Below are 19,270 nucleotides of genomic sequence, written 5' to 3' on the forward strand. Positions count from 1 at the left end.
CTTCGAAGCTCGGGTCCGGAATGTTTCTGCACGAGAGGCGCAGTGGGAAAAGGACAATCGCCACATACTCCGCCCGATCCGGTGCGGTAGAAGAGGCAGCAACTGCGGCGTCGCCCCGACGCCGGATCCAGCGTGTCACTCAGCCGAACATCGCGGAACAGCGCGGCGACGACCACATCGGCATCCGACCCGAGCACCTCGCCCGCCCCGCACAGCGCCGATGCGGTGTTGCCCCACAGCAGTCCCGGCGCGACGGTGTCGCGCCACGCGGCAATCACGGGCGCGAGCTGACCGTCGAGAACTTCCGCATCGGCCGGTCCACCGAAACGCGGGTGCTCCAGGTGCAGATGCAGTGCGCCGGACTCGCTGCGCCACAACAGTTCCTCGATATCGAGGTTCACGCAGCGGCCTGCGACGACAATCGAGCCGACCGCAACCGACCAGAGCCGCGCGGCATATCCGAAGAACAGCGTCGACGCGGCGACACGCGCTTCGGCGACGCCCATCCGCTCGGCGGTGGCCGCGACGAGATCGTCCCGCACGGCGCGCTCGCGCAGCGTCGCCGTCGGCTGCCAGTTCCCGTCGGGCACCGAACCGGTACCCACCGTGAAATACGGGCCGTAGGTGGTGAGCCGGTCGAGTGTCGTGGTTGCGTCCAGGTCAGGCATGTCCGATCTCCGCGTCGATGTCGGACACCATTGTCCCAATTCCCGGAACCGACGAGGACGGGGACCGCCTCGAACGAGCGTCACACGTCGAAGAGACGGAACTGGGTTTCCTGGGCGCGCGCATCGGTGTTGTCGCGGTATCGCTCGGCCATGGCCTGCGCGAGCGTCGCGTCACAACCGAGCTCATCGGCCACCGCGACCCAGTCGTGCCCGGCCTCACTGAGCTGCCACGCCAGCTCGTGCAACTGTTCGTCCATCTCCATCTCGCTGCCTCTCGCAGGTTCGGATGTGTGGTGCGACCTTCCGACACGGTAGCCCGCCGAGCTTCGTTCGGGGCAGTAACCTGCAGATACACACATGCGCAAGTGCGTCCGAGGCTGTGCGACTGCGGGATACGATGCTGGCATCCATCCAATCTTCCGAGGTGATCGGAGTCGGCATGAGCAAGCTGGAGAACTCGCTGTCCGAGGACGAATTCGTTCTGGTTCGGGAAACCAAGAAAGCGCAGATGGCGGATCTCGACGAGGACGCCCTCATCGACCTGCACAGCCGGATCCGCCGGGCCCGCAACAAGTACGTGAAGCTGTACCGCCGGACGGGCGCCGAGAAGGTCGACAAGAAGAAGTCGCGGGCGACGGGACGGTCGGCGAATCAACGCAACGCCGCCAAGGTCGAGGTGTTCGAAGAGGCGCTGGCCCGGGTGAGCCGGCCGCTCGGCGCGGTGGCCCGCAAGTCGGCCGAAGCACTCAAGCAGGAGCGACTGGCGTTGGCACGGAACGACTCTCCGATCTCCGCCGGCGGTGCGGGCGGCGGCAAGGTGAAGTCCGTGGGTAGGGCGCGTGTCGATTCGACGCGAGATTCGTCCGGCCGCAAGAAGTACGAGGCGTCGAGCATCGCGGCCGGCGCACGCCGGCAGGCGAAGAAGGACAGTAGGAAGAGCTGACGATTCGGGTGTCCCGACCGCTGTGAAGTGTCATACACACGGACGCGACCGGCACGCGCATGCGGTGTGATGGATCTGTGAACACTCGTGAGCACATTATCGCCGAGCGTGCCGAGCTCGTGGACCTGCTCCGTTCGCTGACACCGGAACAGTGGGCCGCGCCGTCGCTCTGTCAGGGGTGGTCCGTGCGGGACGTCGTCGGCCACCTGTCGATCGACGCGGTGCCGATGCACCGCTATCTCCTGGCCGGGCTGCGGAATCCGTCCGTCGCTCGGCTCAACCGGCACTACGTCGAGGCAGCCCGCGACGTCCCCGCCGACCGCCTCGTCGACGGGCTGGCAACGTCGGTCTCGGGCAGCTGGTTCCTCCGCTTCTTTCCGCAGCTGACCCTTGCCGATCATGTTGTGCACCAGCAGGACATCCGCCGCCCCCTGGGACTGCCCCGGGTCGTCGACGCCGAGCGCCTCCGCATGGTCCTCGACCATCCGGATCCGTTCGCCCGCCCCTCCCGTCACATCCGGGGGCTGCGGCTCGTAGCCACCGACATGGCGTGGGAGCGCGGCGACGGTCCGGTGGTCCGAGGTACCGGCGAAGCACTCGCGCTGGCGATGGTGGGCCGGGACGCCGTGCTGGACGAACTGGACGGCGCCGGCGTCCACGAGCTGCGGTCGCGAATCGGACGAGCCGGAGCGGCTCCCACGGCACCCGGATCGGGTCGAGACCCGGAATCATGCTGATCACCGACCGTTTCCGATACACCTGACCGGTCCGGGTCTGCCGCTGGACGAGCTCCGGTGTGGGCAGCCGACACATCTGTTTCTATTGTGTCCGCATGACGATCCGCGCCGACCTCCTGGACGTTCTCGCCCGCCGTGCCCTCACCGAGGACTCCGCGAGACCCGATGCCGTCGAGAAACTGCACGCACGTGGCGGGACGTCCGCCCGCGAACACGTCGCCCGCATCGTCGACCCGGGCAGCTTCGTCGAGTACGGCCGCTTCGTCACCGCGGCCCAGGAAGCTCGCCGCAACATGGACGAACTGCTCGACCGGACGGTCGCGGACGGCATCGTCGGAGGAGTGGCCACGATCGACGGGCGCCCCTGCGCGGTGCTGTCCTACGACTACCTCGTCATGGCCGGCACCCAGGGCATGCGCGGGCATCGCAAGACCGACCGCCTGCTCGACGTGATCGGCCGGCTCCGCCTGCCCACGGTGTTCGTCGCGTCCGGCGGCGGCGGGCGCCCGGGCGACACGGATCTGCCGTTGGTGTCCGCCCTCGACGTGACGACATTCGCCGAGTGGGCGGCCCTGTCGGGACGAGTACCGCGGATCGCCGTCGTCGACGACAACTGCTTCGCCGGGAACGCCGTCATCGCGGGCTGCGCCGACCTCATCGTCGCGACGCCGCGTGCGTCGCTGGGCATGGGTGGCCCGTCGATGATCTCCGGCGGCGGGCTCGGCGACGTTGCCGCTGCGGACATCGGGCCGCTCGACGTGATGATCGAGAACGGGGTCGTCGACGTCGCGGTGGAGGATTCCGAGGATGCCGCGGAAATGGCCTGCCATCTCCTCGGCTACTTCCTCGGAAGATCCGAAGCATGGTCCGCCGCAGATCAATCCGTCCTCCGTCACCTCGTGCCCGGGCACGAACGCACAGCCTTCGATGTGGTACCCGTCGTCGAGACTCTGTGCGACGAGGAGTCCGTCACCGTGCTGCGACCCGGCTTCGCACCGGAGTTGTGCACCGCCCTGGGACGGATCGAAGGCCGCACGGTCGGGATTCTGGCGAACGACTCCCGTTACACGGCCGGGGCGATCACCTCCGACGGCGGCGACAAGGCGGCACGGTTCCTGCAGTTGTGCGACGCATACGGGTTCCCGGTGATCTCGCTCGTCGACACCCCGGGGATCATGGTCGGTCCGGACGCCGAACGGACCGGGCTGGTGCGCCACGCATCGCGCTTGCTGGTCGCCGCCGCCCGCATCCAGGTCCCGTTCATCGGCGTAATCCTTAGACGCGCTTACGGTCTCGGAGCACAGGCCATGCTGGCCGGGAGCACGCATTCGCCACTGATGACGGTCGCGTGGCCCGGAGCGACGATGGCCGCCATGGGACTCGAAGGCGCGGTGAGGCTGTCGATGCGGACCGAACTCGAGGCGATCGAGAACGACGACGAACGCGAGGAACGGGTCCGGCAGTTGACCGAGATGCTGCGAGCCAACTCGACCGGCCTCAACGCGGCCCGACACTTCGAGATCGACGACGTCATCGATCCAGCCGAAACACGCGCCCTCATAGCGCATCTGGTGAACGCGGCCGCCGCCGACGGGGATATCCCCGGCAGCGGTGCCGCTGTCGACACCTGGTAGCAGTCGTGTGCCCCCTGGGGCGGTCAGGGCAGCCGGTCAGGGCAGCCCGAAGGACACACCCGCGGCGAAGCCGCCCATCAGGGGTAGTTCGGATTGTTGAACGTCGGAATCTCGATGCTGATCGTCTTCAGCTCCGACATGTACAGCAACACGAACTGACGCAGCAGTTCGTCGAAGGTCCAGTACGCTTCCGGAGCGAGCGGCAGCGGCAGAAGCCCCTCCCGCACCGCAATGAACGGACCCCACCCGACGTTCAGCAAGGTGCCCCACACCGGTTCGCGGGGGATATTGAGCCAGTCGGCGACCTTGTCGCCGAGGACGAATCGTGTGAGCGCCCCCAGGATCGGACGGCTCAGGAGCGTGAAGTCCAGCCCCTTACCGAGATCGAGGAGCATGTCGGCGAGCCTGAGTCCCTCCGGCGTCGGCGCCAGGATCGGATCGAGCACCTGGGTGGCCTGCGATTCGGCGTCGGCCCAGGTCGCCGGAATGTACTGATCCTCGACACCGAGCATGTGGGCGCTGACCTGCCACGAATGCAGGAACCCCTCGCTCTCGTCCGCGGCGATCGGCACCTTCCACGCCCGCAGCACCCGCATCACCGAGGTGGGCAGGCTGTGCCAGGTGACCATGATGTCGTGCTGGCTGATGGGACGGTCCTCCGGCGCCGCGCCCGTCCAGTGCGACGACTGCGGCAGTAGGTGCCGTACCCCGGCGTGTGCGAGCCGCGTCTGCAAACCCGTCACGATCATCTCGCCGTCGGGCCGATAGGCGTTGCGCGAACCGATGTCGTAACCGAGTTTTGCCGTTCGCGAGATCCGGCGCTTCATGTCGGCGCCGCCCTTGGAGTAGTAGACGGCGACCGCTTCCTTCGGGATGACGGTGCTCATCATGCCGCTCGCGAACCCGTAGAGGACACCGAGATACAGTCCCCGTTTTTCGTTGAATCTCACCGCGGTCTCGAGCTTCTGCGTGTCCGCCCACGCCGGAAGCTGCCGGTGACGCTCCAGGAAGTCGTGCAGGTCCGGGGGCAGCCCCGCGGGAAGTGGCTGCCCGTTCTTCTTCCACTCGCGCAACAGACCGTTGGCGCGTTCGACCTCGCCGCGCTCGAAGAGCGACGCGACCAGCGCGTCGGCCTCCGTGTCCCACACCTGACGCGGATCTGCTCCGCTGCCGGCTCCGGGAATCGACCCGGCCGGCGACCATCTCCACGGACGAGCCTGCGCCGGGGACGCCGCAGCGACGGCCCCGAGCGCCGCGAGCGCCCCTCCGGCCTTCAACACATTCCGCCTGCTCAGCTCTGGCATGAGCCGCCCCCTCATGGGCTCGATGTTGCAATGTAACAGCAACGGTTACTATGTAACATCAGAGCACATCGCCACGATCCTCACGGAAGATTCACAGAATCCGTTCCGAAGCGTCACCCTGGACACGGAGCGAACACAGGAGGTAGTCGTGGAACCCAGGTCGTCTGGCCGGTCCGGATTGTGTAGATCGACGTCGCTGCTCGAACGCGCCTACAACGACGCCGTCGAGCAGACCGACGACCCCGACGCGACACGAACCCGCCTGCTCGACGCGGCCTACGACCAGTTCTGCCGGATGGGCATCCAGCGGTCCACCATGGACGACGTCGCGAAGCGTGCCAACTTCTCCCGCATCACGATCTACCGCAAGTTCGATACCAAGGAAGCCCTCGTCGAGCAGGTGATCCTCCGGGAGTTCAGCCGGTACTTCACCCGGTTCATCGAAGAGGTCGCCGGCGCCCCCACCGTCGCCGACCGCGTGACCCTCGGCTTCGTGAGCTCGCTGCGGACGATCCGCACCAACCCGCTGGTCGCCGGGCTGATCGAAACCGACCCCACCTCGTTCGCCGGCTCGATCATCGGCACCAACGGCGAAATGCTCTCGGCAGTACAGACATTCGTTGCCGGTCAGCTCCGGCGCGAACAGGCGTCCGGTAACGTCGCCGTGGGACTCGACGTCGACCTGGTCGCGGAGATGATGGTCCGGATCACCGGCTCGTTCCTCGCCTTCCCGAGTCGCATCGTCGATCTCGACGACGACGCCGAACTGACCGCGATCGCCCGCCGGTTCCTGGTACCGATGTTGCAGTTCCCCGAACCCGACGCGCAATGATTGTCGTTTCTCCGCGGACCACGGTGGTCCGGATCGGCTGACCACGGCTCGTTGGTGCGCGACGCCGCGGATTCGGTACCGTTCGAGTCGACTCGCAACCGTGTGTCGCGCTCGGCTCGGCACAGCCGAAATAGGGGAGGTTCCCGTGGCTGGTGGTCTCGTAGCCCTGCTGGACGATGTCGCGGTACTCGCGAAAGCAGCGGCAGCATCCATCGACGACGTCGGCGCTGCTGCCGGCAAGGCCAGCGTGAAGGCGGCGGGCGTGGTCGTCGACGACACCGCCGTCACCCCACGCTACGTGCACGGGTTCACCCCCGACCGTGAGCTGCCGATCATCCGCAAGATCGCGATCGGATCGATCCGCAACAAACTCCTGATCATCCTGCCGGTCGCGATGATCCTCAGCCAGTTCCTGCCGCAGGCACTGCCCTATCTGCTCATCGCCGGCGGTCTGTTCCTGTGCTTCGAAGGGGCCGAGAAGGTCTACGAAGCGCTCACCGGCGGACACCACGACGACGAGGACAACACCGCGGCCCAGAAGGGCCCGGAGTTCGAGAAGTCGATGATCAGCGGCGCGATCCGCACCGACCTGATCCTGTCCGCGGAGATCATGGTGATCTCCCTGTCCTCGGTCGAGGACGAACCGTTCCTCACTCGGTTGCTGGTGCTCGTCGTCGTCGCGATCCTCATCACTGCCCTGGTGTACGGCGTGGTCGCGCTGATCGTGAAGATGGACGACGTGGGCCTGGCACTGGCCGGGCGCGAGTCCAAGTTCAGCCGGAAGGTCGGCCGCGGTCTCGTCGCCGCGATGCCCAAGGTGATGTCGGTGCTGACAACCGTCGGGATCGCCGCGATGCTGTGGGTGGGTGGCCACATCCTGATCGTCAACGTCGGCGAGGCCGGGTTCCATTGGCCGGCCGATCGCCTGCACGACCTCGAGCATTGGTTCGGGGAACTCGTGGACGGCGGGTTCGGTGGTGTCCTGTCGTGGACCTCGGGGACGGTGGCGTCGGCTCTCGTCGGCCTCGTGCTCGGCGCGATCGTCGTGCTGATCGCGCACCTGATTCCGAAGCGGAAGAAGCACACAGCCGAGCACTGAGCCGGGCCGCTATGCACCCGCTCGGGTGGTAGACAGCCGCGCGCAGCCGCCGGTCGCGCGCGGCTGTCTCTTCGCTCGGCGGATCCCGGTTGCGATCGCTACGCCTCTGCTGCGCTGTCCCCGCGCACCGCGTCCGCGAAGGCCCTCATCAGATTCGGGTCCTTGACGCCGCGGCTCGCTTCGATGCCGCTGGACACATCCACACCCCACGCACCCGAGGTCCTGACCGCACGGGCCACGTTGTCCGGGTTCAGCCCGCCGGCGAGAATCCACCGGCCCGGCGGCAGGGCGCTGCGATCCTGCCAGTCCCACGTGACGCCGGCACCGGCGACCGCACCGTCGACCAACAGGAGATCGGCGCCGAAGTCCTCGGTGAGTGCCTCGGCGCCGCCGGTGTTCACGGCACGGATCACCGTCAGCCCGGCGTCGTGCAACACCCGCACATCGTCCCCCGAACGCAGGTCGTGCACCTGAACGTGATCGACATTCGCCGCTTCCGCGGTCGCGACAACCTCGTCGAGAGGCATCCGCACGTACACCCCGACCGCCAGGATGCCCGCGGGAACCCTCGACCGCAGCCGGGCCGCCTGCTCCACGGACACCCGACGCGGGCTCTCCGCGAAGACGAATCCGACTGCGTCGACACCGAGTTCGACGGCCAGATCCACCGTCGCCTCGTCGCGCAACCCACACATCTTGATGAACGTCACCGCATACCTTTCGTCTCCGCGCGCTCAGTCGAGGATAGGGGAAGGTCCGCGCAGCACCGCTCCGCTCATCCCGCGGCTTTACGCACGAGTTCCCGTAGCCGCTGCTCGATCTCGTCGGTCACCTCGAGCACCGCGAACGCCGTGGCCCAGAACGATCCGTCGTCGAGGAACGCGTCCTCGTTGAAACCGATCGAGCCGTAGCGGGTGTCGAACTTCGAAGCGGGTTGATAGAAGACGACGACCTTGCCGTCGCGCGCGTAGGAAGGGAAGCCGTACCAGGTCTTCGGGTCGAGGTGGGGCGCCTCCTCCGTCACGACCGCGTGGAGACGCTCAGCGATCTGCTTGTCGGTGCCGGTCAGCGCGGCGATCGCGTCGAGACACGCCTGCGCCTCGCGCTCCCGTTTCGCTGCCCCCTTGCCGCTCCGGCCCTGCTCGCGGAGTTCCGCGGCACGCTGCTTCATCGCGGCGCGCTCGGCGTCGGTGAAGCTCGTCTCGTCACCGGTGTTCGTCGCCATCAGTTCCATCCCCTCGAGAGTTCCCGAATGCGGAAGTGCCGGTGTGTCGCGCACTGCGACACCAGCACACGATAGATTGCGCGACGCCGTACACACGTCATTTCGGGGTCGGTCTTCACGGACCCCGGTCGCGGTCGACCCGTCGCCTGTCGCCGGTCACATGGGCCGTAGTAGTCCGATCGGGCGGCACGGCGGTCCGGACCATCTCTTCGACGAACTCGGTCACCGTCCCTGCATGGCTCCCAAAAACCCTGCCCGGCAGAACTATTCACCAATCTTCCGGTGTCACACCACGCGACGTTCGCCCTGTCGACGATCGTTACCGACCGGATCGGCTGCAGATCGAGCGGCCACTCGTCGAGACCGACATCGCCTGCGGTCCAGCGGGATCGGGAACGACGTCACCGTCGGCGATGGCATGCGGGCGCTCGACCCCTGGGACCGTTCCCAGGCCGACGAGGTAGCCGAAATACCGGTCAGTCCTCCGGGCTGGTGGCGGCGTAGCGGCTGTCGGGAAGGACAAGCATCCGCGCGTAGCTGATCGCGCGTGGGGTCGTCTCGAAGATGTGCCGTTCCTCGTTGTCCGTGGTGGTGAACACGCCGACAGCGTCGAGTGGGCGCATGTGTTCGGGCTTGATGCCGGAGATCAGCACGGTGATGTGGCGGTGTTCGAGTTTGGCGATAGCGTCCTTGAGGACGATGGCGCCCGTGGCGTCGAGAGCGGTCACTCGGGACATGCGCAGGATCACCACCTTCACGTCCGAGACCTCGGCGAGTTCGAGGAGGAATCGGTGCGCCGCTGCGAAGAACAACGCACCCTCGATGCGGTAGGCGACGATGTTCTCGCGCAAGAGGTCGTGTTCTTCCGCCAGGTGATCGTCACGCTCGAGAGGAACCTGCTCGATCCGCGCCGACCTGGCGACCGCCCGCAGCGCGAGGATCGCGGCGAATCCGACGCCGACTGCGACCGCGGTGACCAGGTCGAAGACCACGGTGACGAGGAACGTTGCGATCATCACGATGGTGTCGGCGCGGGTGGCTCGGGCGATGGCGAGGATGGAGGCGGTTTCGACCATCCGGACGGTGGTGGCCAGGAGCACTCCGGCGAGGGCGGCGAGAGGGATCTCGGCGACGAGACCGGCGGCCAGGTACACGATTGCGGCGAGGATGAGTGCGTGGGTCAGCGCCGCGAGCCGGGTGCGGGCACCGGAGCGGACGTTGACCGCGGTCCGGGCGATCGCGCCGGTCGCCGGGACGCCGCCGAACAGCGGCGCGGCGATGTTCGCCAGGCCCTGCCCGAGCAGTTCCCGGTCGGGGTTGTGGCGGGCGCCGACCGCCATCGAATCGGCAGCGGTCGCCGACAGGAGCGACTCGAGTGCCGCCAAGGCTGCCACGGCGAGGGCCGGCGCGATCAGGGAGGTGAAACTCCCCAGGTCCAGGAAGCTCAGCGTCGGCGCGGAAAGGCCGGAGGGAATGGCACCGATGCGCGCGATGTCGAGGCCGAACAGTTGCGCGAGGACGGTCGCGGCGGCGACCGCGACGAGGGAGAACGGAACCCTCGGGAAGAAGCGTCCGCCGATGAGGATCGCCACGGCGACCACCAGTGCGATCGCCGGTGTCAGGATCGACGGGTCCTCTGCGAACTTGCGGGCGGCATCGAACGCGGACTGCCACACCTTCTCGCCCTCGGCGCCGGAGATGCCCAGGGCGGCCGGGACCTGCTGGAGCGCGATGACGACGGCGATGCCCGCGGTGAACCCCTCGATGACGGGGGCGGGCATGTATCGCACGGCCCGGCCGACACCCGCGAACGCCAACCCGACGAGGACCACGCCCGCGATCAGCCCGACCGCGAGCACACCCGCCGGACCGTGCTGGGCCACGATCGGCACCAGGACCACTGTCATCGCCCCGGTGGGGCCGGACACCTGGAAGCGGGAACCTCCGAACACGGCCGCGACCGCTCCGGCGATGACCGCTGTCGCCAGGCCCGCGGCGGCGCCGAGGCCGGAGCTGACACCGAAACCCAACGCCAGCGGCAGTGCGACCAGTGCGACGATCAGGCCGGAGAGCAGATCGGCGCCGGGTGCGCGGAGCGCGGGTTTCCACTCGCTCCACCGGGGCATGAGTTCGGCGACCGACCGAACGGCGCCGGCGACTCGGCTACCGGTCGTGCTCGCGGGCCCGTTCGGGTCTCCCAGTTCAGACATGTGCAGCTTCCTCAGTATGCCGAGAACTTCTTCAGCTTGTTAGTTGCTAATGTTAGCAACTAACAACGATGGAATGTAGATATGTGTGACGGCTCAGACAGGGCCTTTGCCATCAGGGCCGACACGGCGGGGGATATGAGCCCCCAACGGCATGCATGCGTCGAGCGCGGGAGGAAGCAGTCCCGCAGCGCTGTCGCACCGCGACCTCGGAACCGGCTGCGGCCTCGCGTAGCCGACTGCGGCGGGTGCGGACCCCGTCGGCGAGGGCAGGTGCGTACCCTTGCCGCTCTCGGCCCCGGAGTTCAAACGGCGGCGGTGATCCCGTGAAGCGGCGCGATGGATACACCGGCCGAGGCTCGGCCGGTCAGCCGGCGGATTCGCCGACCAACGCTGCGGACTCCGGTTGCTCCGCGAGCAGCTCGGCCTGGCCCGCGACGACGCCCGTGAGGATCCCCCTGGCGATCGTCAACAGATCCGCAATCTTCGGCGAGGTCAGCGCATAGGAGACCGACAGGCCTTCCCGCCTCGCCGTGACCAGCCCGGCGCGACGCAGGATCGACAGCTGCTGGGACAGGTTCGCCGGTTCGATCCCGACCTCGGGGAGCATCTCGGAGACGGCGTGATCGCGCTCACTCAGCAACTCGAGGACCCGGATACGCGCCGGGTGCCCCAGCGTCTTGAAGAAGTCCGCCTTCATCCGATAGAGCGGTTGGCTCGAGTTCGTGGGCATGGCGCCTCCTGTCGTCTTCGTCGCAGGAACACGGTCGTGCACCCTCACGCTTCGGGAATCATCCCACACAGAAGGCGCTACTTGCGAATTTTAGCAATTTGCTTGCCCCGATGTTGCGGTCGCTTCGGCCTCGCAGTCGGGAGTACGTCTCGCAACCCTTCGAATGCCGATCGTAGCCCGGGCCCCCTGCCGGAAGTACGCCGAAACCGATTGGTATATCGGATTATTCGCGCCGCACTGGCGTCACCCGCAATCAGGGCCTGCGCGACACTGCCGGCGATCCACTCCGCCGGCGGCAGCAAGGCAACTTGTCGGATCTGACGTGCACCGGATGCAGCTACAGGTCCAGGGTCAGCAGGGGACTGCGGGAGCGGGACACGCAGGGGTACATGACGTTCTGCTCGTCTCGCTCACGGGTGTGCGGGACCTGGTCGAGGTGCTCGGCGTGTCCGGTGATCACTTGCACCGCGCACGCACCGCACACCCCCTCGCGGCAGGATGCAACGACCGGGACGTGGGCATGTTCGAGGGCGTGGAGTAGCGTTTCGTGCTCCGCCACCCGCACGTGACGACCGCTGCGGGCGCACACGACCTCGAAGGGGCGAGGCCGAGCAGCCGGCGTGGTCGGTGCGGCGGTGAAGCGTTCGATGTGCAGGCGCGCAGCAGGGACGAGAGTCGTCACCTCCTCGGTCATCGATGCGGGGCCGCAGCAGTACACCGTGGCCGTGGTGCCGGTGAGAATGCGGGTCAGATCCGGGCGGGTGCCGGTCTCGTCGCGGGCGAGGACAAGGACTTGTTCGGGCCATCGCCGCTCGAGCTCATCGCAGAAGGCCATGGCCTTGCGGCTGCGCCCGATGTAGATCAGCCGCCACGACCGGTGCGCGGGCAGGGATTCGATCATCGTCCTGATCGGGGTGATGCCGATGCCTCCAGCGAGAAAGAGGTAGTCGCCGGCCGGTTCGAGGCAGAAGTGGTTGTCCGGGCCGGACACACCCACGACAGTGCCGGGGCAGGCGTGCTCGTGCACCCAGGCGCTGCCCCCGCGCGAGTGCGGCGTCCGGTGCACCGCGACGCGGTAGCCGGTGCGCTCGGCCGGGTCACCGCACAACGAATACCGGCGTTGCAGTCCGTTCGGCAGATGCACTGTCAGGTGGGCGCCGGGTTGCCAGACCGGCAGTGTGGTCCCGTCCAGCGGCGCCAGGTCGAGTCCCACGATGTCGGCTGCCAGGGGGTGCACCGCAGTTATGGTCATCGACCGGGGCATCGCACGTGGTTGCGGTGTCGCCGCTTCGGTGACGGGCCGACCGGGGCCGGACAGGGTGCGCATCAGGGCCGCCACCGTCGCCGAGACCAGCAGGACGAAGGCGACGAGCCGGTAACCCCAGGTTCCCACGTCGGTGCCGGACCATCCGGCGTGGAAGGACACCAACACCACAGCCCCGTAGCTGCCGTAGTGCAGTGCTTTCCACCATCGCCGAGGCAGGCGGGTGCGGAGCAGCGAGGATCCGTAGACGGCGAGCAGCAGGTAGAACGCCATGATGCCCAGGGCGGTCGGCCAGGGCCGGTAGTCGGCGGCCAACGGGACGAGCAGATCGGTGACCGAGAACCGGGTCCAGGTGTCGAGCACGAGCGAGAGCAGATGCAGGCCCGTCATGATCAATGCCGTGCCGCCGAGCCAGCGGTGCATCTCGTGCAGCCACACCGGATTGTCGACTGCCCGCAGAATGCGGGTCGACAGCAGCACCCCCCACACTGCCGAGGTGGTCATCGTCACCCACGCAACCAGGGCGCTGGCACGGGTGACATACCACCACAGATGCGGGTCGCTCATTCGAACTCACTCCAGTTCACGGATCGGTGTTGCTGTCGATCGGCGGTGAGCACCAAGGCGGCGGCGCTGAGGTGCGGGGCCCGGCGCACCAACCGGTCGGGTTCCGGAGTGAAGGCGAGCTTGGTCAAGGCTTCGGCGCGGACCCCGTTTCCGGCCACGACCGTGGCCGTCACGGTCGAGGTGCAGGCACTGACACCGGTGGCCGGATCGATCAGGTGGTGGGCCGGACCCTCGCTGCCGGTCCACACGCGCACCAAGCGGCTCGAGGTGGCCACGGCTCCGCCGGCCAACCGCACCACGGTCAGCAACCCGCCTTCGGTGAAGGGGTCCTCGATACCGACGGTCCAGGCATCATCGTCGGGCGGTGCGCCGGCGACGACGAGGTCTCCTCCGACCTCGGCGAGCACCCCCTCGGCACCGTGGTCGAGGGCGAACTCGGTGAGAATGTCGGCGGCCAATCCTTTGCCGAGCCCCCCGGGATCGAGGGTGGTGCCCCGGGGAAGCCGGACATCGAGGCCGGCGATGCCGATCTCGGAGACCGCGCCCGGCCAGGTGGCGGTATCGGGCAAGGTGGTCCGTCGGGTCGGATCGGTGCAGCTTCCGGCGTAACCGGCAGCGACCAGCTGAGGCAGGGTGGTGGGGTCGAAGGCGCCGTCGGTCACCGCCCACGCGCGGACCAACTCGGTCACCAGACGCACGGTGTCGGGCCGCACCCGCACCGGCCGTCCTTGTGCCCAGTTCAGCCGCCAGACATCGCTGGTGTCGAGGAAACGACTCCACGCCCGTTCGAGTTCGGCCAGCCGCGCAAAACACCAGTCGACTAGTCCGGATGGGCCGCCGACCACGGTGATCGCTGCGGTACCACCCATGGCGGGACGGCGATCGTGCCGCACGATCCCCGCCTCGGATGGACCGCGGTCGCAGTGTTCGGAGGCTCCGACCTCGGGTGACGTTGTCACCTCAGCCTCCGGATCCGCGGGAGATCGCTTGCGGGGCGGGGACCACGCCTCGGGGCGCGCTCGGCGCGGGTACCGCCGCCGGGACCCGGCGATCGGCGGAGGTCCCGGGCGCACCGGAGTCGGAATCGACCGGATCGGCCGTTCGCACAGGCGGGTTGTCCGCGGTGTGCACGGCCATGCCGGTGACGAGGGCGAGTACAGCGCTGCCGGACAGGATGGCGGTGGTGATCTTCGAGCGCAGTGCCGGTGACAGTTGCGGTGTGTGCCGGTCAGTCGTCGGGCTCATGCTCGCTCCTGTGTGGGAAGGAGTGCTCCTCGTCCGATTCCTCGTCCGGCTCCTCCTCGTCGTCGTCGGTCGGCGCGGTGGCGGGGGGCGTGGATGTCTGCTGCGTCGATGTTCCGCTCCCCGCGGGCAAAGTGCCGGGGATCAGGACTTGGTCGGCGCGTCCGATGTCGCTGGTGGACGAGGCGTTGAGGATCCGGGTGTTGACGGCCAGGGCGGCCGCTCCGATCACCAGGATGAACACCACGGCCACGATCACGGCCGTCTTCGATCTCATGGGTCCACCGTAGGGACGCTCCGGTGAAGGAGGGCCCGAGGGAGATACAAGATTCGTCCAAGATCGATCCAGGGTCCGTCGCGGACCCGGCGCCCGGTGACGACCCTGTGGGTTACGAGCCGATAATGCGCATGTGCTGGTTCTCGTGGTCGAAGACGACGACTCCGTTGCCGACGGGGTGTGCGACGGATTGATCCGTGCCGGATTCGAGGTCCGGCGGGTGGCCACCGGCGCCGCCGCTGTGGCCGCGGTGTCCGGGACCGGCCCGGATTTCGTGCTGCTGGATCTGGGGTTACCGGACATGGACGGCACCGACGTCTGCCGCACCATTCGTGCCGGATCGAAGATCCCGATCATCGTGCTCAGCGCTCGCGCTGACGAGATCGACCGGGTCCTGGCCCTCGAAATGGGAGCCGACGACTATGTGGTCAAACCGTTCGGCATGCGCGAGCTCGTCGCCCGCATCCGCGCCGTCGGCCGGCGTGTGGCCGACTCCGGAGACACCCCGAACGCACGGACAGGGACCCAGACGGTCGGGACGCTGACCATCGATCGCCGGACCCAGCGGGTGCGCCTCGGAGAGCGGGAGATACACCTGACCGCCAAGGAATTCGACGTACTCTGCCATCTCACCGAAGACCCCGGGGCGGTGTACCGGCGCTCGGAGATCTTGCATCAGGTGTGGGGCGCCAACTGGTACGGCACCAGCAAGACCCTCGATGCCCATGTGGCCGCCATCCGGAAGAAGCTCGGTGATCCCGGCTGGATCGAGGCCGTACGCGGGGTCGGCTTCCGGATCGCGGTGCCCGCGTGAGATGGCAACTGATGGCCGCGTTCATGGCGGTCACCCTGGCCGTGGTGATCGTGCAGGACCTTCCCCTCGGGAGCTATCTGATGCGAACCGAACGCGAACGCATCACCACCGCCCTCGAACGGGATGCGTTCGTACTCGCCGGCCGCAGCGAAGAGGCGCTCGAGGCCGGCGTGCCCGATCCGGCCCTGGTCACCGACGCACAGCGCTACCACCGAAGCAGCGGCGCCCGAGTGGTGATCGTCGACACCTCCGGCACCGCCGTGGCCACCTCCGACGACGACCAGGCCACCGCCGGTTCCTCCTACCGCTCCCGTCCGGAAATCGGTACGGCCCTGTCGGGACAGATCACCACCGGCCAACGCCGTTCGGACAGTCTCGGCACCGATCTGCTCTACGTGACCGTGCCCGTGCTCAGCGGGGAACAGGTCGTCGGCGCGGTACGGCTGACATACCCGGCCCACGTGGTGACCGATCAGGTCCGCGGCCAACTACGCGCGCTCTGGCTCGTCGCCGCCGTCACCGTGATCTTGGCCGGCATCGTGGCCTTCCTCATCGCCGGCACGGTGACCCGCCGCCTGCAGCAGCTGCGCCGCACCACCGAACATCTGGCCGAAGGGCACCTCGGCGCCCGCACACCCGAGAGTGCCGGCGCACCGGAGATCCGCAGCCTGGCAAGGTCGTTCAACCGGATGGCCGACCGTCTCGAATACCTGTTGCGACAGCAGCGCGCCTTCGCCGGCGATGCGTCGCACCAGTTGCGTACCCCGTTGACCGCGCTGCGGCTGCGCCTCGACGGCGCCGCCGACCTCATCGATGCCGATCCCGAGGCGGCCCGTCGAACGCTCGCCTCGGCGCAGGACGAGGTGCTGCGCCTGCAGCAGCTCGTCGATGCGCTGCTGGTGCTCAGCCGTGCCGACGATTCCGGCGCCGCACCGCAGCAGACCGATCTGGCCGAGGTGGCCCGCGCCCGCGTCGAGCAGTGGGAACCCCTCGCCGACGAATCCGGGACTCGAATCACCGTGACGGCCCCTGCGGCGGCGCTCGTGCTCGCCGTGCCCGGCGCCGCCGAACAGATCATCGACAATCTGCTCGACAATGCGCTGACCGCGTCCTCACCCGGCAGCACCGTCGAGGTCACCGTCGACAAGGCCACCGGCGACGCCGTGGATCTGCACGTGCTCGACCACGGCCCCGGCCTGTCCGCCGAGGACCGCATCCGGGCCTTCGACCGGTTCTGGCGTGCCCGCACCGACACCGAAGGCAGCGGCCTCGGGTTGGCCATCGTCGCCCAGCTCGCCCGCGCCAGCGGAGCCACCGCCGAACTGCTTCCCCGCTACCCGAACGGTGGCCTCGACGCCCACGTTCGATTCCGCGCCGTAGCACCGCGATAGGCCATCGATCCCGCAGACGCCAGGCGATGCCGCGCAGCACGGCGCCGTGCACGTTTCTGCACGGTGATGCGGCTCTCGTCGGCGCGGCTCCGGAAACCGTTGAGCCCGCTCCCATCCGACGGTTCCCAGGCCTTGGCCGCACGCGCCGAAAGCGCTGCACGGGCACCCGGCAGCACACGCGGAGTCATCGGCGTGGCGGGCGGTTGCGCCGTCTTTGGCTGCGGGTTCCTCCCCGGATTCCGAAGTACACGAGGAGCAGACGTTTCGACGTCGTCTGCTGAGACCACCGACTGGCCGTGAAGTTGACCGACGTATGGCCCGACGGTCACGCACCGATCGTCATCACCGCGTACCCCAGGTACACACCGCCGGCCTGGTTCACGGGACGTGGAACCGCAAGGAGGGTTTGGATGACGAGCATACCTCTGCTGCAACGGCATCCACCCCACAGACGACCCCTCGCAGGGGCAAGGTCATTGAGCAGTGGCAGGCGAGCTGCCCGGCTCCACGGCAGCGCCGTCCGTCACGGGATAGACCGGGTACTCCACGCCCGAGAGGTACTGGACGGTACGCACTACCTGGCATGAGTAGCCGAACTCGTTGTCGTACCAGACGTACAGGATGGCGGTGTCGCCGTCGACGATCGCGGCGTTCGCGTCGACGATGCACGCCGCACGCGAGCCGATGAAGTCACTCGACACGGCGTCGGTTGCCGCGGTGTAGTCGAGATTCCGGCTCAACGCTCCGGTGAGCGATTCCTGGCGAAGGTGCTCCAACACTTCGTCTTTGGTGGCGTCGCGACCGAGCTGAAGGTTGAGGATCGCGACGGACACGTCCGGCGTGGGCACGCGGATCGAATTGCCGGTGATCTTCGCCTTCAGGCCGGGAAGTGCCTTCGCAATCGCGGAGGCCGCACCCGTCTCGGTGAGAACGAGGTTGAACGGCGCCGATCGGCCACGCCGATCGGCCTTGTGGAAGTTGTCCAGCAGGTTCTGGTCATTGGTGAACGAGTGGACAGTCTCGACGTGGCCCCGCACGACGCCGAACTCGTCGTCCATGGTCTTCAGCGGCGGGACGATGGCGTTCGTGGTGCAGGACGCGCACGACACGATGCGTTCGGTCGGATCGACGTCGCGGTGGTTGACGCCGTGCACGATGTTGGGGACGTCACCCTTTCCGGGCGCGGTCAACACCACCTTCGCCACACCCGGACGGAGGTGCTGCGACAGCCCGTCGCGGTCACGCCAGATTCCGGTGTTGTCGATCAGGATCGCATTGTCGATGCCGTACTCGGTGTAGTCGACACTCGTCGGATCGTTGCTGTAGATGAACTTGATGACGTTGCCATTGGCGATGAGGGTGTTGTTCTCCTGGTCGACCTTGATCGTGCCTTCGAACTGGCCGTGGACGGAGTCGCGCCGCAACAGTGACGCACGCTTGACCAGGTCGTCCTCACCGCCCTTCCGGACGACCACGGCACGCAGGTTCAGGCCGTTACCCGAACCGGCCTTCTCGATGAGGAGTCGCGTCACGAGTCGACCGATACGCCCGAATCCGTAGAGGACGACATCCTGGGGCTGCGCGGGGCTCGTCTGGGCACCACCGACCAGGTCGACGAGGCTCTCCGCGACGAACTCGGGGATCGGCGCTCCACCACCGTGGGCGTGGTAGGCGGTCACCAACAGGCCGAGGTCGATCTTCGAGGGCCGCAGATCGAGGTTGGTCAGCGCCTCGAGGAAAGGGAACGTCTCCTCGACGGACAGCTCGTCACCACGGATCTGTCGGGCGAAGCGATGGGTCCGCAGGATCTTGATGACCGACTTGTTCACCAGCGAGCGACTGTGCAGCAGAATGGTCACCGAATGCCTGCGGTGCAGGCCGCCGATGATCGGGATCATTGCTTCCGCAAGTGCCTCTTCGGAGTTCCACTGTGCCAATTCCGCTGTGCTCACTGCGCTCCTCTGCCTTGTCGGCTCGTGTGGCACGTCCGGTGGGTGGATGCCGGCCCGGACGAGACGCACGCCACTTGCCGGTCCGCCTCTGGATCGGTGGATCAGTTCGCGGACCGGCGCCGAATAGGACGTGCGCAACACTCAGCATATGGAACCGCTCCCTCGGATCAACAAGCCGGTCGCCGGAACCGTCCCACGGGCGTGGACCTGGCGCCTCACGCGAAGGATGCCCCGGACAACCTGCCGTCGCATCCATCAGTAGAAGCAGGAGGAGGCTTCTACTCGTGAGTGGGGGTGCGGCGCACAGAAGCAAGCCTGTCCACCGAGGCTGCGTGGAAGCCACAATTGGAACGCGCTTGTCCGCCGCAGCTACTCGACGGC

At 67.6% G+C, this 19,270-nt stretch carries 19 protein-coding genes; 7 read left to right on the forward strand and 12 right to left on the reverse strand.

Annotation, left to right across the window (positions count from 1 at the left end; translation table 11 throughout):
* Nucleotides 1-668 (reverse strand): (2Fe-2S)-binding protein (locus RZ1_RS29805; protein ID WP_139282032.1); only part of this gene is annotated, 668 nt, incomplete at its 3' end.
* A gap of 80 nt (nt 669-748) precedes the next feature.
* On the reverse strand, nt 749-925 hold the full coding sequence (locus RZ1_RS27660) for a hypothetical protein (RefSeq protein ID WP_238072002.1): 177 nt from the start codon (nt 923-925) through the stop codon (nt 749-751).
* 182 nt (nt 926-1,107) lie between these two features.
* Here RZ1_RS27660 and RZ1_RS27665 point away from each other — a divergent pair, with 182 nt between their 5' ends.
* From RZ1_RS27665 to RZ1_RS27675, 3 genes are all read left to right on the forward strand, one after another.
* On the forward strand, nt 1,108-1,611 hold the full coding sequence (locus RZ1_RS27665; protein WP_072815975.1) for a hypothetical protein: 504 nt from the start codon (nt 1,108-1,110) through the stop codon (nt 1,609-1,611).
* 77 nt (nt 1,612-1,688) lie between these two features.
* A complete protein-coding gene (locus RZ1_RS27670; protein WP_238072001.1) occupies nt 1,689-2,348 on the forward strand; it encodes a maleylpyruvate isomerase family mycothiol-dependent enzyme in 660 nt (219 codons plus the stop codon).
* Between the two features lie 95 nt (nt 2,349-2,443).
* Nucleotides 2,444-3,982, forward strand: coding sequence for an acyl-CoA carboxylase subunit beta (locus RZ1_RS27675; RefSeq protein WP_072815951.1), 1,539 nt, complete (start codon nt 2,444-2,446; stop codon nt 3,980-3,982).
* 77 nt (nt 3,983-4,059) lie between these two features.
* Here the strand turns inward: RZ1_RS27675 and RZ1_RS27680 are convergent, their stop codons facing one another.
* Nucleotides 4,060-5,286 (reverse strand): oxygenase MpaB family protein, encoded by a 1,227-nt coding sequence (locus RZ1_RS27680; RefSeq protein WP_072815953.1) that lies wholly within the window; start codon nt 5,284-5,286, stop codon nt 4,060-4,062.
* Nucleotides 5,287-5,434: 148 nt separating this feature from the next.
* Here RZ1_RS27680 and RZ1_RS27685 point away from each other — a divergent pair, with 148 nt between their 5' ends.
* Together RZ1_RS27685 and RZ1_RS27690 are read left to right on the forward strand one after the other, a co-directional pair.
* A complete protein-coding gene (locus RZ1_RS27685) occupies nt 5,435-6,118 on the forward strand; it encodes a TetR/AcrR family transcriptional regulator (RefSeq protein ID WP_072815955.1) in 684 nt (227 codons plus the stop codon).
* A gap of 145 nt (nt 6,119-6,263) precedes the next feature.
* Nucleotides 6,264-7,217, forward strand: coding sequence for a DUF808 domain-containing protein (locus tag RZ1_RS27690; protein ID WP_072815957.1), 954 nt, complete (start codon nt 6,264-6,266; stop codon nt 7,215-7,217).
* A 98-nt stretch (nt 7,218-7,315) separates the two neighbouring features.
* Here RZ1_RS27690 and RZ1_RS27695 read toward each other — a convergent pair whose 3' ends face one another.
* The 8 genes from RZ1_RS27695 to RZ1_RS27730 all read right to left on the reverse strand — a co-directional run bounded on the left by RZ1_RS27695 (nt 7,316) and on the right by RZ1_RS27730 (nt 14,732).
* Nucleotides 7,316-7,927, reverse strand: coding sequence for a phosphoribosylanthranilate isomerase (locus tag RZ1_RS27695; protein WP_072815958.1), 612 nt, complete (start codon nt 7,925-7,927; stop codon nt 7,316-7,318).
* Between the two features lie 65 nt (nt 7,928-7,992).
* Entirely contained in the window at nt 7,993-8,442 is a 450-nt protein-coding gene (locus RZ1_RS27700) for an iron chaperone (protein WP_072815977.1), read from the reverse strand.
* A 476-nt stretch (nt 8,443-8,918) separates the two neighbouring features.
* Entirely contained in the window at nt 8,919-10,652 is a 1,734-nt protein-coding gene (locus RZ1_RS27705) for a SulP family inorganic anion transporter (protein WP_072815960.1), read from the reverse strand.
* A 364-nt stretch (nt 10,653-11,016) separates the two neighbouring features.
* Nucleotides 11,017-11,382, reverse strand: a complete 366-nt coding sequence (locus tag RZ1_RS27710; RefSeq protein WP_072815962.1) for an ArsR/SmtB family transcription factor — start codon at nt 11,380-11,382, stop codon at nt 11,017-11,019.
* Nucleotides 11,383-11,719: 337 nt separating this feature from the next.
* Nucleotides 11,720-13,213: a 2Fe-2S iron-sulfur cluster-binding protein gene (locus RZ1_RS27715; RefSeq protein WP_072815964.1), complete on the reverse strand. Its 1,494-nt coding sequence runs from the start codon at nt 13,211-13,213 to the stop codon at nt 11,720-11,722.
* Nucleotides 13,210-14,172, reverse strand: coding sequence for an FAD:protein FMN transferase (locus RZ1_RS27720; RefSeq protein ID WP_244899405.1), 963 nt, complete (start codon nt 14,170-14,172; stop codon nt 13,210-13,212). The genes RZ1_RS27715 and RZ1_RS27720 overlap by 4 nt, the downstream gene beginning before the upstream one ends.
* Before the next feature lies 1 nt (nt 14,173).
* Nucleotides 14,174-14,458 (reverse strand): hypothetical protein, encoded by a 285-nt coding sequence (locus RZ1_RS27725; protein ID WP_072815966.1) that lies wholly within the window; start codon nt 14,456-14,458, stop codon nt 14,174-14,176.
* Nucleotides 14,442-14,732: a hypothetical protein gene (locus RZ1_RS27730; RefSeq protein ID WP_139282034.1), complete on the reverse strand. Its 291-nt coding sequence runs from the start codon at nt 14,730-14,732 to the stop codon at nt 14,442-14,444. Before RZ1_RS27730 ends, RZ1_RS27725 begins: the two co-directional genes overlap by 17 nt.
* A gap of 133 nt (nt 14,733-14,865) precedes the next feature.
* Here RZ1_RS27730 and RZ1_RS27735 point away from each other — a divergent pair, with 133 nt between their 5' ends.
* Nucleotides 14,866-15,546 carry a response regulator transcription factor gene (locus RZ1_RS27735; RefSeq protein WP_072815969.1) on the forward strand — a complete coding sequence of 227 codons (681 nt, stop codon included), beginning with the start codon at nt 14,866-14,868 and terminating at the stop codon, nt 15,544-15,546.
* The gene (locus tag RZ1_RS27740) at nt 15,543-16,937 is read left to right on the forward strand and encodes a sensor histidine kinase (protein ID WP_238072000.1); all 1,395 of its coding nucleotides are present in this window, start codon (nt 15,543-15,545) and stop codon (nt 16,935-16,937) included. The genes RZ1_RS27735 and RZ1_RS27740 overlap by 4 nt, the downstream gene beginning before the upstream one ends.
* Before the next feature lie 473 nt (nt 16,938-17,410).
* On the opposite strand, the gene RZ1_RS27745 is transcribed toward RZ1_RS27740, so the two are convergent.
* Nucleotides 17,411-18,889, reverse strand: coding sequence for a glyceraldehyde-3-phosphate dehydrogenase (locus RZ1_RS27745; RefSeq protein WP_072815973.1), 1,479 nt, complete (start codon nt 18,887-18,889; stop codon nt 17,411-17,413).
* Nucleotides 18,890-19,270 lie beyond the last annotated feature (381 nt).

Origin of the sequence: Rhodococcus zopfii NBRC 100606 = JCM 9919 (genome assembly GCF_001895025.1) — a bacterium.
GTDB classification, from domain to species: Bacteria; Actinomycetota; Actinomycetes; order Mycobacteriales; family Mycobacteriaceae; genus Rhodococcus; species Rhodococcus zopfii.